Source organism: Intestinibacillus sp. NTUH-41-i26, from assembly GCF_032769475.1.
Taxonomy (GTDB): Bacteria; Bacillota; Clostridia; order Oscillospirales; family Butyricicoccaceae; genus Agathobaculum; species Agathobaculum ammoniilyticum.
The window spans coordinates 2,156,403-2,169,919 of record NZ_CP136477.1 but is presented as its reverse complement, the minus strand read 5'-3'; the positions used below and the strand labels follow the sequence as shown (position 1 = coordinate 2,169,919).

Annotated in this window: 14 protein-coding genes; 13 read left to right on the top strand and 1 reads right to left on the bottom strand. The window is 52.7% G+C overall.

Annotated elements, in window-relative coordinates; translation table 11 throughout:
• The first annotated feature begins 16 nt into the window (after positions 1-16).
• Positions 17-592 carry an HDIG domain-containing metalloprotein gene (locus RX717_RS11130; protein WP_107631869.1) on the top strand — a complete coding sequence of 192 codons (576 nt, stop codon included), beginning with the start codon at positions 17-19 and terminating at the stop codon, positions 590-592.
• Positions 593-737: 145 nt separating this feature from the next.
• Here the strand turns inward: RX717_RS11130 and RX717_RS11125 are convergent, their stop codons facing one another.
• Positions 738-1,700, bottom strand: coding sequence for a hypothetical protein (locus RX717_RS11125; RefSeq protein WP_107631870.1), 963 nt, complete (start codon positions 1,698-1,700; stop codon positions 738-740).
• 258 nt (positions 1,701-1,958) lie between these two features.
• Between RX717_RS11125 and RX717_RS11120 the strand changes: the two genes are divergently transcribed.
• The 12 genes from RX717_RS11120 (at position 1,959) to RX717_RS11065 (ending at position 13,476) form a co-directional block, all read left to right on the top strand.
• Positions 1,959-4,217: an S-layer homology domain-containing protein gene (locus tag RX717_RS11120; protein WP_107631871.1), complete on the top strand. Its 2,259-nt coding sequence runs from the start codon at positions 1,959-1,961 to the stop codon at positions 4,215-4,217.
• Positions 4,218-4,837: 620 nt separating this feature from the next.
• Positions 4,838-5,218 (top strand): flagellar basal body rod protein FlgB, encoded by a 381-nt coding sequence (gene flgB / locus RX717_RS11115; protein WP_054327080.1) that lies wholly within the window; start codon positions 4,838-4,840, stop codon positions 5,216-5,218.
• Between the two features lie 15 nt (positions 5,219-5,233).
• The gene (gene flgC / locus RX717_RS11110; protein WP_054327081.1) at positions 5,234-5,701 is read left to right on the top strand and encodes a flagellar basal body rod protein FlgC; all 468 of its coding nucleotides are present in this window, start codon (positions 5,234-5,236) and stop codon (positions 5,699-5,701) included.
• Between the two features lie 18 nt (positions 5,702-5,719).
• On the top strand, positions 5,720-6,031 hold the full coding sequence (locus RX717_RS11105; protein ID WP_082397025.1) for a flagellar hook-basal body complex protein FliE: 312 nt from the start codon (positions 5,720-5,722) through the stop codon (positions 6,029-6,031).
• A gap of 54 nt (positions 6,032-6,085) precedes the next feature.
• Complete coding sequence (gene fliF, locus RX717_RS11100; RefSeq protein ID WP_054327082.1) at positions 6,086-7,696, top strand: flagellar basal-body MS-ring/collar protein FliF; 1,611 nt, start codon at positions 6,086-6,088, stop codon at positions 7,694-7,696.
• On the top strand, positions 7,689-8,696 hold the full coding sequence (fliG, locus tag RX717_RS11095; RefSeq protein ID WP_054327083.1) for a flagellar motor switch protein FliG: 1,008 nt from the start codon (positions 7,689-7,691) through the stop codon (positions 8,694-8,696). Before fliF ends, fliG begins: the two co-directional genes overlap by 8 nt.
• Positions 8,689-9,540 (top strand): FliH/SctL family protein, encoded by an 852-nt coding sequence (locus RX717_RS11090; protein ID WP_054327084.1) that lies wholly within the window; start codon positions 8,689-8,691, stop codon positions 9,538-9,540. The genes fliG and RX717_RS11090 overlap by 8 nt, the downstream gene beginning before the upstream one ends.
• 31 nt (positions 9,541-9,571) lie before the next feature.
• A complete protein-coding gene (gene fliI / locus RX717_RS11085) occupies positions 9,572-10,873 on the top strand; it encodes a flagellar protein export ATPase FliI (protein WP_107631872.1) in 1,302 nt (433 codons plus the stop codon).
• A 25-nt stretch (positions 10,874-10,898) separates the two neighbouring features.
• On the top strand, positions 10,899-11,351 hold the full coding sequence (fliJ, locus tag RX717_RS11080; protein WP_054327085.1) for a flagellar export protein FliJ: 453 nt from the start codon (positions 10,899-10,901) through the stop codon (positions 11,349-11,351).
• A gap of 30 nt (positions 11,352-11,381) precedes the next feature.
• On the top strand, positions 11,382-12,497 hold the full coding sequence (locus tag RX717_RS11075; RefSeq protein ID WP_107631873.1) for a flagellar hook-length control protein FliK: 1,116 nt from the start codon (positions 11,382-11,384) through the stop codon (positions 12,495-12,497).
• A 20-nt stretch (positions 12,498-12,517) separates the two neighbouring features.
• Complete coding sequence (locus tag RX717_RS11070) at positions 12,518-13,096, top strand: flagellar hook capping FlgD N-terminal domain-containing protein (RefSeq protein ID WP_107631874.1); 579 nt, start codon at positions 12,518-12,520, stop codon at positions 13,094-13,096.
• Complete coding sequence (locus tag RX717_RS11065) at positions 13,093-13,476, top strand: TIGR02530 family flagellar biosynthesis protein (protein WP_054327088.1); 384 nt, start codon at positions 13,093-13,095, stop codon at positions 13,474-13,476. The genes RX717_RS11070 and RX717_RS11065 overlap by 4 nt, the downstream gene beginning before the upstream one ends.
• Positions 13,477-13,517: the final 41 nt, after the last annotated feature.

Below are 13,517 nucleotides of genomic sequence, written 5' to 3'. Positions count from 1 at the left end.
GAAAGGATGTTAGGCAATGGAAAGACAACAGGCATGGGAGCTTTTGTGCAGATATAACAGGGAACCGTTCCATCTGCGCCACGCGCTGACGGTCGAGGCCGTTATGCGGTATTTCGCGGAGCAGCGGGGCGAGGACGCGGATTTTTGGGGCGTAGCCGGTCTGCTGCATGATATTGATTTTGAACAATGGCCGGAGCAGCACTGCGTCAAGGCGCCCGAGCTGCTGCGCGAGGGCGGGGCGGACGAGGCGACCGTCCATGCGGTGTGCAGCCACGGCTGGGGGCTTTGCTCGGATGTGGAGCCGACGCACGAAATGGAAAAGCTGCTGTTTGCCTCGGATGAGCTGACCGGACTGATCGGCGCGGCCGCGCTCATGCGGCCCTCCAAAAGCGTGCAGGACATGGAGCTGAAAAGCCTGAAGAAAAAATATAAGGATAAAAAATTCGCTGCCGGCTGTTCGCGCGAGGTGATCGCGCGGGGGGCAGAGCTGTGCGGGCTTACACTGGACGAGCTGCTGCAGCTGACGCTGGACGCGATGCGGGTAAGCGAGGATGCGGTTAACGCACAAATGGAAAGCTTGCATCATAAATAACTTAAGGGCAACCGTTAGACAGGCTTTTATAACACAGGATATTATTGCCAAAAGGCGCTATCCAAGCTGGATAGCGCCTTTTGGCATATGGGAGGGGAGCGGTAGGGAGCGAATGCCCAAAAACGCCCTTCAATGAGTATGTGGCTTATTCAGTGGGGTCCCTATCCGAAGAGGCGGCCTGGGAAGTATGCCCTCCGGACAGCGTGATTTTCTCCACCTGATTCGGTTCGGTGCCGGTTTGACGGTACAGAGTAGATCCGTCGGAGGAGATAAAGTAGGTTTCGACAAGGGAATTCGTACCTGCCGCGTTTTTTTGATATACATAAATTGTCAGGCATGCAGTATGATCCACCTCTACAAAGCCGGGACCGGGCTTCAGGCTGTATTCGGACATGGAAGAACCTGGCAGGCCGATTTCTTCGGGGGAGACGGTGTTCAGCAGGTCTTTCGCGGTGGAAAAGGAGAGGGCAGAGCCGGCTGTGAGCAGGGAGTTGCCGAAGTCCTGCCCGGCTACATGGTCGAGCGTAACCAGACAACTGGTCGGCGTCCAGTCAATGCGGACGCGGAATAGCAGTTCAGGGTCATGCGGGAGCGATGCATAGGACGTTGCTTCGCCGTCGCCAGTATTTTCCCCTTCGCTGTTTGCAGACGTAGCGCCGTCCATGACCGCCTGACGGGTGAGCAGAATGGAGCCGACAGGCTGGGTATAGACACTGTCGTCCGGCTTTTCCTCAGGCTGTAGGGCGATGGCCTCGCCAGTCAGAAGATCGACATAGGAGCGCACGACAGGACCGGTCTGATATTCAGTGAATTGCTGATAGTCGTAAGCGATGTAGGGGGAGGTCGCGTCGGCCTCGTTGCCCGCACTGTCTGTACGCTCTGCGTTGCCGTCGTCAGTACCTGCGTCATCACCCGCTGTGCTTTCGGGAGAAAGCACAGCGGTCAGGCGCCCGCCGGACTGTTCCGTCATCACCTGCTCCAGCGCGGGAATCGTATCCTCGCCGAAGCTGTAAGTGGATATGGTTTCGGAAGCAGGGCTGTCGCCGCTGCAAGCGGACAGCAGGCAAAATAGACAAACGGAAAAAGATATGAAAAAGCGTTTCATCATCCTGAGATCCCTTCTTTCATCAAAAATATCTGTATATATGATACCGTTCTGCCTGTGACAAAGGCAACGGAAATTGCGCACAAAACAAAGCGGGAACAGAGATTAAAATGAGCGAAAACGATGAAAAGCAAAAAGGCGTGAAATCATGGTTATTTTTCTGATGGATATGTCCGATAAATAATAAAAAGGTATTTACACGGCAGCGAAGACGCCAGCGAAAGCGGTGCCCGGCCGTGCGCAGGAAAGGACGCGGTGCGTATGAATGGGAAATGGACACAGGGATTGGCCGGTCTGTTGGCGGCAGTACTGCTTATGCCAACGCCCACTGCTCTTGCGGCGGAGATCGGGGGGATTGGAGACTCTCCAACAAGATCTGCATCTAATGCTGCAACGGTAGATATTGCAAACGGAAGCGGCAGCAAGGTCCAATTTGAGCCGAATGGTGAAGTGGAGCTGACTGACGGAAAAAGCGCCTCCTTTACCCTCGTAACGGAGGAGGGGTACCGGCTGGAAAATATAACCATAGAAATTAAACCAGAGGCAGGATCAACGGTTTCGCTTACATTGGAGCAGGATATGCTGAGCGGAGCGGATGTGAATAGTGGGATATCGGCGCAGGTGGATCAGTGGCCGAGCTTTTCCAATACATGCAGGCTGACGGTTACAGCGGGGCAGCTGACAGCGGACGCGGATATCAGCATATCTGCCTACGCGCCCGTCACAGAGTATGATGCGGAAATTGACGAACCAGAAGATGGGAAAACAGGCGGGAGCGGTACATATGGAAACGGCGAAAGGACGACACTTTCTGTTACGCCGGATCAGGGGTATCAGCTGAAAAGCCTGTACCTGTCCTATACCGTAAATGGAAAAACGGAGACGAACACGGTGTCCTCTTCAGGTGATTGGAATGGGTTGAAAATTGCTTGGAGTGCCGCCGATCAGACGACGGTCAGTGGCCCGCTGTATGGCGATCTGAGGATCACGCCATCCATAGAAAAAATACCGGTTACGCACAAGGTACGCATTTATATGGATGACGGGCTGGAGCTTGACCGCCCCGGCAGTGAAACGACCACTGTGGATGAGGGGGATTCCCTTTCAGTTCGGGTTTCAACGGAGGAAGGCTACCTGATCGACCAGATGCTGGTGCAGGTTGGGAAAACCTATGCAACATGGACGCCGGAGCAGTCTTACTTCATGGTGAATTACGACCGCATTTCCGTGCGTGAATCAGATGACAGCGTATCCTTTGTGCTTCCGGAAATCACAGATGATGTCACGATTGAATTTGCCTCCACATACGATGAAAACAATATTCCCATCAAGCTGGAGGAGGGTTCCCGCATCAATATTGATTCAGATGTGGGGGATACGGTAGCCCGTGGTGAGGACGCCGCTTTTACGATCAGCACCACGTCGGATAGGTATTCCGTAAAGAGAATTACCGTTCGGATTGGGGAAAGCAAGGCTTCCGCCGATCCGGATGATGAGACAATCCGTGTAGGCAACCGTAATTATGAGATTCAGGACAACGGCAACGGGGAATATACGCTTTATATCGATAATATCAGGGAGCCTGTCACGGTAGGGGCGACCTCGAATAGCTCAAGCACGGTGTCCCGCCCCTCGCTTACGATCAACAGCTCCAGCAATATGAAGATTACCAAAAGCGTTTCCGGTAGCCGGATCGATGCGGGAGACAGCGTACGGTTTTACTTTACGCCCAATAAGAATTACCAGATCGATGAGATTACAGTGAAAATCGGGGGCAGTAGCCGCACTGTGGGGGCGGATAAGGCATACATCCGCGTCGGCGGGGAGAGCTATCAGATGAGCCGCAATGCGGACGGCGTAGTGACGCTGTATCTGGATGACATAGAAGAAAATGTTACGGTTTCTGGACGGGCTTATTATTCAAGGGATTCGGTAAAGCCAACGGGAACGGTAAAGCTCAATACTTCAAGCAGGATCGCGTTCCTCAACGGCTATGCCGACGGCACCTTTCGGCCGGAAGCCAATATGACACGGGCAGAGGCTGTCGTCATGCTGTACCGATTGTCCGATGTTGAGAACGTTTCCAACACAGGGGATATATTTATCGATGTACCCTACAACATGTGGTGCGCAGGTGAAATCAATGCCTTTGCAAATGCGGGTATTATTGATGTAACAAGCTACTTCCATCCGAACCAGTATATTACGCGGGCAGAGTTTGTAGAGATGCTTTACCGGCTGATGGGATCGCCGAGTTATTCGCGCGGTACGCTGCGGTTCAGCGATGTGACAGGTGCTACGAACGAGGATGCGATCTATTATGCGGTGTCCCGCGGGTGGGTCAATGGGTATGCGGATGGGACGTTCCGTCCGTTTAGCTATATCGCGCGAAGCGAAGTAGCGGCGCTGATGACGCGCCTGCTGAACAGGACCTCCGGCGGCAGTGGAGTGTCTTACAAAGATGTGCCATATACCTATTGGGCATACCGCTATATTCAATTAGCATCTTCTTATATATAAATTTTTGTTAAATTACATATGAGCATAGGACGCTGGAGAGCAGATGTCCGCAGGCTTGGGGATAGTGGGCGCGGCTTTAGGCCGCGCCCACTAAAGCTTAGAGGCAGCGGCGTCTCTGTGAGGACAGCCGCGACAAGGAAACGGGAGGAGAGCCTTTATCAGGAAAGTGATGTTCATATAAATAAACGAATTTTATATTATGTATTGATAGAGCGGCGCTGCAATAAAAACGATTATGTAATGTCATTCCATAAAAATAACGCATGATTGCGAGCACGTATATAGGGGAGGTTGAAATTATAGGAATTATTGGGAAAAGTATTATAAAAAATTGACTATTTAAACAAAAAAAGAAATAAGTGTGGAAAATAAGGCTGTAATGGTGAATTATTAGTACAAATAAGTGGTTTTTTTTTTTTTTTTCGGTGATAAAAGGGGTGGAGAGCATCTGAGTGATACGGATTTGTTGAAAATGTCTATAGATGTTGAAAACAAATATCGATTATTGTCGAAAAAACGTTGACCCTAATCAGGAGAAGATGTAAAATATAACAGAATGATTATTTCGTATATAATTCGGAAGAACTTGTAGGGTTCGACAGTTTGGAGATGAGGGAAAAATGGATGCGCTTACCAGTAATTCACTGTTGATGATGGAACGTTCCATGGATTTTCTGTGGACAAAGCAAACCGCGATCTTAGATAATTTGGCGAATGTTGAAACACCGAATTACAAAACCAAATATGTGACCTTTGAAGAAACGCTGCGTAGCCGTCTGCAAGCCGCTGTACCGTCGGGCGGCGGCTTGCGCGAGGCTATAGAGGGTGCAAGACCGGTTATTCATGTCGCGGAAAATGAAACGGCGCGCATGGATGGAAACGGTGTGGATGCAACGGAGCAGGGGATTGAGCTGGCGCGCAACGCGCTGCAGTTGCAGCATGTGATGAGCGCGGTTTCTGATGATCTCTCTTTGCTGCGCACTGCAATCCGCGGACAATAACAGGAGGGTAGCGGAATGGCTTTTCTCAGTTCAATGAACATTACGGGTTCGTCGTTGACCGCCCAGCAGCTGCGTTTGGATGTTATTTCGGAAAATGTAGCCAATATCAACACCACAAGAGTCGAAGGTGGAAACGGACCATACCGCAGAAAGCTGGTGGTCATGGAAGCGGAAAACGGAAGGGACTCTTTCCGCAATGTTTTGGCACAGGCCGCAGGAGGTGTACCGGCGGCTGCCGGCGGGCTGTCCCAGCAGGGGGGCGTGCGGGTGACGCAGATTATTGAAGACACAAGCCCGTTTAAGCTGTCGTATGATCCCACGCATCCGGATGCGAACGCGCAGGGATATGTTGAGCTGCCCAATATTGATCTGGTCAAGGAGATCAGCGATGCGATGGCAGCGACACAGGCATTTTCGGCAAATGTTACGGCATTTAATACGCTGAAAACAGTTGCGTCGCGCGCGCTGGAAATCGGTAAGTAAACAGGAGGGAGCGTAAGGATGGCAGTGATTTCCAATATACATCCCTTATGGGATGCCTTGCCCATTTCCGTGGGGAAAGAAGAGCGGGAGTACTCCGAACGGACGGCGCTTCCGGTTTTTGAGCAGATTTTCCAGGAAGCAATCGATAATGTAAGGCAGACCGATCAGGAAAAGAACAAAGCGGAGTATCTGATGGCGACAGGGCAACTGGATAACCCCGCTATTCGGACGATCGCAAGCACAAAGGCACAAATGTCGGTGGAACTGCTGGTACAGCTTCGCAACAAAGCGCTCGATGCGTACAGTGAACTGTCCCGCATGAGCATATAACAGCTGTGGATACACAGCCGGAAGTATCGGTAGTTGGGGAACAGGGCGGAAGTAATGGTAAAAGAAAAACTGCAAAACAACCTCAACAAAGTGAAAAGCTTTTTTGAAGGAGAAAATAAAAAGAAAAGGATCGTTACTGCGGCAATTATTATTGTGGCGGTAATCATCGTATCTGTTATCGCTGCCGTGGTGCTGAACAATCGCCCTTACGAAACACTGTTTACAGGACTGACAACCGATGAGGCATCAGCTATTGTGGGAAAGCTGGAAGAGTACGGCGCTGCGGATTATAAGATCGAGGGAGATACGATTAAAGTGCCCGCAGCCCAGGAGCCGGACCTGAAAGCAAAGCTGCTGCTGGACGGCTATCCAAAATCAGGCTTCGGTTATGACACCTATTTCAACAATATCAGTATGATGGCAAGCGACTCGGATAGGGACACGGTGCGCAACTATGAACTGCAGGACCGGATGGCAGCGGTTATCCGCTGCTTTGAAGGCGTTAAGGACGCGGTGGTCAATATCTCCGAGGGCTCGGATCAGCGCTATGTTCTTGACAGTGAAAACGCGACGCCTGCGACCGCTGCTGTTTTTGTAACGATGCAGGATGGCGGCGCATTGCCGGAAAACTATGTTGATGCAATCGGAAACCTTGTTGCGCGCAGCGTAAAGGGGCTGGAGTTCGGCAGTATTACGGTTACGGATTCGGTCGGCAACAGCTATATGCCGGGCGCAGAAAACAGCACGACCTCCTCGGCGTCCGACCTGAAGCTGCGGCTGGAAAATCAGGTAAATAACCGTGTGCGCGGGGAAGTAATGCAGGCGCTGACGCCGATTTACGGGCCGGACAACGTGCGGGTCAGCGTGACCAGCACGGTGGATGTCAGCCGGCGTGTACAGGAGAATACGGTTTATTCCTCTCCGGAGGGGGCGCCTGAAGGCGAGGGGATCATTGGACAGCGGGAATATGACCAGGAGCTGACGCGGGGAAATGAAAATACCGCGGGCGGTGTAGTCGGTACGCAGTCCAATGCGGACATTGAAACTTACATGGAATCGCAGGACGCGGTCAATGGAGATGAAACCTGGATCAAAAACGCAGGAACCGAGGATTACAAGGTGAACTCCTCTACCGAGCAGAGCGAGCAGAATTCAGGGGTTGTTACCGATGTGATGATTGCGGTAACCATCAATCAGAATGCGGCGGGTAATGTTGCGGCGGCACAATTGACCAGCCATATCGCCCGCGCGGCAGGCATTGCACCTGAGGTACAGGCAGATAAGATTAATGTGCTGATCGCGCCGTTCTACACGGATACGCCGACTAATACAGATAGCTTGCCGATTGGCGGGCTGCAGCTGCCCAAATGGGCAATATATGCGATCGCGGGCGCGGTGGGGCTTCTGCTCATGCTGGTGATACTGTTGCTTATCATACAGCGCCGCCGCAAAAAGGCAAAAGCGGCTCTGGAAGAGCTGGAGCAGCAGGCGGCGCTTGCTGCTGCGGAACGCGCAGAGCGTGAGAAACGGGAAAACCTGCTGGATATCCAAAACGAAAAGAGCATGGAGCTGAAGCAGGATATCCGAAAGTTTACAGAGGAAAATCCAGAGATCGCAGCGCAGATGATACGGGTTTGGTTAAAAGGGGACGGTGTAAATGGCTGATCAGGAATTGACTCCGCAGCAAAGGGCCGCCACAGTGATCGTTGCGCTGGGGACAGATAAGGCATCGCGTATTTATCAATATATGGGACCGGATGAACTGGAGCAGTTGACGCTCGAGGTCGCCAAGCTGGGGCATGTCCCGACAGAACGCACGGAGCAGGTGCTGGAAGAATTTTACCAGATGTGCCTGACCAATAAGGCGGTTACAGAGGGCGGGATGGAGTATGCACGGTCGGTGCTGCAAAAAGCCTTTGGCGATCAGGCGGCCGATCAGCTGCTCAGTAAGGTGACGAAGGCGTTGACTAACCGTGCGTTCTCTTTCCTGGATAAAACAGATGCGAAAACGCTTCTTTCCACGCTACAGCATGAACGTGCGCAGACGATTGCGCTGGTGCTGTCCTATGTGGATCCGGATAAGGCTGCAGCAGTCATTGAGGAACTGCCGGCAAACAAAAAGCTGCGTGTTGTGGAGAATATCGCCCGCATGGAGAGCGCTTCGCCTGGCGCGGTAAAAATGCTGGAAGAAGAGTTGAAGAAGAAGTTTGCCAATATTATCGTTGCGGAAAAGGTACAGGTCGGCGGACTCGACCAGATTGCCGCTATTATGAACAATTTGGAGCGTTCCAGCGAAAAAGCAGTTTTCGATGGATTGGAAAAGCGGAACGGCAAACTGGCGGAAGAGATCCGCAAACGCATGTTCGTTTTCGAGGATATCGTCAAGATGGACGATCGTTCGGTGCAGCGTTTTGTGCGCGATTGCGATACACGGGATATCGTGCTGGCGCTCAAGGGGGCAAACAGGGAGGTGGCAGAAAAGCTGTTTGCCAACATGTCGTCGCGTATGCGGCAGAATATCGAGGAGGATCTCGAAATCACAACCAATGTGCGTATCCGCGACGTGGAAGAAGCGCAGCAGCGTATTGTTGGCATTATTCGTGATTTGGAGGAACGGAATGAAATCATTATCCTGAAGGGTGGAAAGGATGAGATCATTGCCTAATATCCTCAAATATTTTATGAAGCCTCATGCGGAGGACTATCAGCTTCCAGATACCGAACAGATGGCAGATACGCTGGAGGAAATGGTCCGGCTGAAGGAAAGCGTCCCCTATGAGGGGGAGCCCCCGTCGCAGTCCGCCGAGCAGGACGAGGCGACGCAGCGCAGCGACATGGAACCGGAGGAAGTGCAGGAAAGCGTGCCACCGGTGCGCTCCCTGTCCTTTGCCCGTGCGGAAGCAGATGCATTGCTGCGGGACGCGCATACGCAGGCCGATGAGATTATCGCGGCGGCAAAGCAGGCAGCCGAGACTGAGGTGGCAAAGATACATCAGCAGGCGGCCGAAAAAGGATACAGCCAAGGCTATGCGGATGGTGCGGAAAAGGGACGGAAAGAGGCCGCCGCAGCAACAGAGGCCGCAGCGCAGCAGTCTGTCCAGGAAATGCAGCGCTTTTTGCAGCAGGCGGCTCAGATTCGGGATGATTCTATCGACCGGCTGCAGGAGGAGCTGTTGCAGGTTGCGATTACGGTCGCGGAAAAAGTAATCCATGTCAGTCTGCAAAGCAGCGAGGAAATTATCCGGAGGATGATTGTAGCGGCGACTGATAAGCTGAAACGGCGCGAGTGGGTGCAGATCTATGTGGCGGACTGTGATGTAAAAGGAGCCGCGCAGGCGGATCCGGCGCTGGCGTCTGCGCTGTCCGGTCTTTCAGGACATGTGAAGATCGTGCCGATGCACGATGCGGAGCCAGGGACCTGTATTGTCGAAATGCCGGATGAAATCATCGATGCGAGCGCATCAACACAACTGGATAATATCCGCGCAATCGTGCGGGAGAACGCATAGCCGGTATCGGCGGGAATAAGGAAGAAAAGCAATGCTTGAACGGGTCATCCAACAGATCAGAGACAGCGATACGCTGAGCCGTACTGGGAAAATAGAAAATATTATTGGCATGTCCATTGAGGCTTCCGGTGGGCGGGGGGCGATGGGAGACATATGCCGTATCTATTCTGCGGAGTCCAACAGCCAGGTGCTGGCTGAGGTGGTAGGCTTTAAAAACGAGCATATGCTGCTGATGCCTTACCAGAATATGAGTGGACTCGCCCCCGGAAGCTTTGTGCGCAATACAGGGCGGCGGCTTCGTCTGCGGGTGGGGGATTTCCTGCGCGGACGTATCATTAATGCCATGGGGCAGCCGATAGACGGAGGGACGGCTTTCCCAGAGGGGGAAAGCTACTATGTTGACAGTCCCTATATTAACCCGTTGACAAGACCGCCGATCCGCGAGCGGATCGAGTTTGGTATCCGTGCGATCGATGCGACGCTGACGATTGGGAAGGGACAGCGCATCGGTATTTTTGCAGGCTCCGGTGTGGGAAAATCAACGCTGATGGGTATGATTGCAAAAAATGTGAAAGCGGATATTAACGTGATTGCTCTGGTGGGCGAGCGCGGGCGAGAGGTGCTGGAATTTGTTCAGAAAGATCTGGGGGAAGAGGGGATGCGGCGCTCGATCCTTGTTGTTGCAACCTCGGACCAGCCGGCGATGCTCCGCATGAAATGCCCTTCTGTGGCAACTGCAATCGCGGAATATTTCCGTGACAAAGGGCTGGATGTCCTCCTGATGATGGATTCCCTGACGCGCTTTGCAATGGCGCAGCGCGAAATCGGACTGGCCGTGGGAGAACCACCGGTAGCGCGTGGTTACACGCCGTCCATTTATGCGGAGTTACCCAAGCTGTTGGAGCGGAGCGGAAATTTTGAAAAAGGTTCGATCACCGGTGTGTATACGGTGCTTGTGGAAGGCGACGATACGAACGAGCCGATCGCAGATACAGTGCGCGGTATTTTGGATGGGCATATCGTCCTCTCGCGCAAGCTGGCAAACGCGAACCATTATCCGGCAATCGACGTATCGGCCAGTATTTCCCGCTTGATGGTTGAAATCGCACCGCAGGAGCATATCAGACTGGCGAGTGAACTGAGAAATATATTGAGCATTTATGAAAAAAATGAGGATTTGCTTGCAATTGGTGCTTACAAAGCAGGAACGAATCCCAAGCTTGACAATGCCATCGCTAAAATAAGCAAGATAAACGCATTCCTGATGCAGGGGATCAACGAATCCTTTACCTATGAGCAAAGCCTGCAGCAAATGCGGAAAATTCTCCAGTAAAGCGATAAAAAGACGGGGAGCTGCGATGAAAAAGTTTCATTTTTCAATGGAAATGGTGCTGCGTTATCAGGAGCAGCGGCTGGATGCGCTGCGTGCCGAGCATGCGGCTGCTATCGCAAGGACCAGAGAGCAGGAGACGGTTGTGGACCGCCTTACCCAAAGCTTCCGTTCTGTAAACGAGGAATATCGTGTCCGCAAGGCGCATGGAATGACTGTTGCGGATGCGATGGGCTATGACCTTATGCTACGGACACAGGAAAAGGAAATACAGGCTGCGGCAAAGGCTCTGGAAGAACTGCGCAGGGTAGAAGATCAGAAGCGGGAAGCGGTGATTGCAGCCAAAAGAGATAAGGCGACGATTGAAAAGCTGAAAGAAAAAAAGCTGGACGCCTATCATAAGCAGGAGCAGAAAAACGAGGAGCAGATGATTGATGAATTTGTGTCGGCCGCACGCGTTGTTTCCAGAATGGCGCATTGACAGCGGTGCGGTGAAAGGAGGTGAGGAAGAATGAATACGGAACAGATCGCGTTGCTCAAATCACTGTTGCAGTATTCTGCAAAGGGCAACGTAAGCACGGACGATCCGCCTAAAAACGATTTTCAGGATCTGCTTGCACGGAAAAAGAACGACGCCGCAGCCCCGCAGGAAATTGATGGGGAGATAGAGGTGCCGCAGGGCAGCGGAGAGCCACCAGAAAAATTGCAGGAGGCGAATGGGACCGAAGAAGCCGCGGCGGCGCAGCAGTTGATGGCGGCGCTGGCGGTGCAGCAGTTTATTGTGCCAGCGGCAATTGAAGAGCAGCCGGCTGGCGGCGGTGTTCCTGTGGTAGCAAACCTGCCGCAGCCAACAGTCGATCCAATGGTGACGGCAAAGGGGACGGGTGTGCAACAAGCGGCATCGGAAGTGCAGAACATGCTGCAGCAGCCGGTAGAGGAAATCGCATCAGAGATACCCAGACAGGTACGGCAGCCAGAAGAAAGAGGGCAGACCGTCCAAACAGGTCAGTCGGTCATAAAGCAGAGCGAGCCTACGGTGTATCTTTCGACGGCTGTAAAGACAGATGGAGAAAATACGCCCGGGCAGAGTACTACTGAAGACGCACAAAAGCCGGTACAGGTTACCGTCGCACAGGCGGAACAGCCTGTGTTCCAGAATGTGGAAAATGTGCCGGTGAAGGTAGCGGACGCTGCACAAGCCGTGGATACGGCGTCGGCTGATATGGATGCCCGTATAGCGGATACCGTGCGTGCGGAACTGAAAAACACAGGCGATAAGGTGGAAATACAGCTCAAACCAGAGCACCTTGGAAAGATTACGATTGAGTTGACGCAGACCGCAGGAGGCATTGGTTTGTTGATCCATGCGGACAATGCAAAGACTGCATCCCTGCTTGCACAGCATGCGGGCAACCTGGGAGCACTGTTGGAGGACCGAACTGGACAGCATGTTCAGATACAGGTGCCACAGCAGGAGTACCAGCAGCCGCAGTATGATGGGCATAACCGGCAGCAGCAGGAACGGCACCAGAACCATCGGGCGCAGGAGCCGGCAATCAGCCAGGAAGAGCAGGACAGCTTTTTAGGCCAGCTCCGTCTGGGACTGTACCAGATGGAAACCGTATGACAAAAAGGAAGTGATACAGAATGAGCGATTTATTTGCCCCCACCGTGGCGCGGGCCTATGTGCCGGATACGCAGAGCTCCGGCTCAAAAAAGACGAAAGCAGCAAGCGATAATTCCGGTTATCTGGATAACGGAAGTTCAGATAATCTCGCCCTGACAATGGAAGACTTTCTGCAGCTGATGATCGTACAGTTTCAGAATCAGGATATTGAAAACCCTGCTTCAACAAGCGATATGATGAACCAGCTGATGCAGATGTCCACAATTCAGGCAATGGCCACTGTTACGGATGCGGCCACAATGTCCTATTCAGCCTCGCTGGTTGGAAAGACTGTGACTGTGGGCGAATATGTGAATGGCAAGCTGAACGAGGTCGTTGGAACCGTGACGGGAAGCGCACGCGAAAACGGCGAGCAGGTGATTTTCGTGGATGGCAAGAAGTATAAGCTGAACTCGATCATGGCAGTCGGGGAACTGCCGCCGGTAGATGAAGAGCCACCGGTGGAGGAAAAACCGGGCGACGGAACCGAGGAAAAACCGCCGGTGGAAGAAAAGCCTGAGACCGATCCGGACAGTGGTGCGGATGAAAAACGCCTATGATTGAACGTCTGAATGGTACGTTCCCAGCAGCGGGAACGGAGCGGCGTCAGACAGCACCAGAGACCGGTACGTTCGGTGACCTGCTGCGGCATCGCCTGGAAAGCATTGGCGTCGAAGCACAGGAGGGCGGTGTGGCGCTGTCCAAGCATGCACAGCAGCGTGCAGAGGAGCGCGGCATTGAAATAACGGGTGACCTGATGGCGCGGCTGAACGATTCGGTTGGACGCGCACAGGCGAAGGGCGCAAAAAATATCCTGGTGTTTGATGCGACACGGGCGTTTATCGTGAATGTACCGCAAAGCCGTGTGATCACAGCGATCTCACAGGAAGAAATGAAAGACAATGTATTTACCAATATTGACGGCGCTGTTCTTTTGTAAAGGATAAAGAAAGCAGGACCCCACAGGGGGAGGCTTTGGAA

What these genes read in the sequence shown, in the direction of transcription:
- RX717_RS11130 (WP_107631869.1), top strand. Translation starts at nt 17, where the DNA reads ATGGAAAGACAACAGGCATGGGAGCTTTTGTGCAGATATAACAGGGAA.
- RX717_RS11125 (WP_107631870.1), bottom strand. Translation starts at nt 1,700, where the DNA reads ATGATGAAACGCTTTTTCATATCTTTTTCCGTTTGTCTATTTTGCCTG.
- RX717_RS11120 (WP_107631871.1), top strand. Translation starts at nt 1,959, where the DNA reads ATGAATGGGAAATGGACACAGGGATTGGCCGGTCTGTTGGCGGCAGTA.
- flgB (WP_054327080.1), top strand. Translation starts at nt 4,838, where the DNA reads ATGGATGCGCTTACCAGTAATTCACTGTTGATGATGGAACGTTCCATG.
- flgC (WP_054327081.1), top strand. Translation starts at nt 5,234, where the DNA reads ATGGCTTTTCTCAGTTCAATGAACATTACGGGTTCGTCGTTGACCGCC.
- RX717_RS11105 (WP_082397025.1), top strand. Translation starts at nt 5,720, where the DNA reads ATGGCAGTGATTTCCAATATACATCCCTTATGGGATGCCTTGCCCATT.
- fliF (WP_054327082.1), top strand. Translation starts at nt 6,086, where the DNA reads ATGGTAAAAGAAAAACTGCAAAACAACCTCAACAAAGTGAAAAGCTTT.
- fliG (WP_054327083.1), top strand. Translation starts at nt 7,689, where the DNA reads ATGGCTGATCAGGAATTGACTCCGCAGCAAAGGGCCGCCACAGTGATC.
- fliI (WP_107631872.1), top strand. Translation starts at nt 9,572, where the DNA reads ATGCTTGAACGGGTCATCCAACAGATCAGAGACAGCGATACGCTGAGC.
- fliJ (WP_054327085.1), top strand. Translation starts at nt 10,899, where the DNA reads ATGAAAAAGTTTCATTTTTCAATGGAAATGGTGCTGCGTTATCAGGAG.
- RX717_RS11075 (WP_107631873.1), top strand. Translation starts at nt 11,382, where the DNA reads ATGAATACGGAACAGATCGCGTTGCTCAAATCACTGTTGCAGTATTCT.
- RX717_RS11070 (WP_107631874.1), top strand. Translation starts at nt 12,518, where the DNA reads ATGAGCGATTTATTTGCCCCCACCGTGGCGCGGGCCTATGTGCCGGAT.
- RX717_RS11065 (WP_054327088.1), top strand. Translation starts at nt 13,093, where the DNA reads ATGATTGAACGTCTGAATGGTACGTTCCCAGCAGCGGGAACGGAGCGG.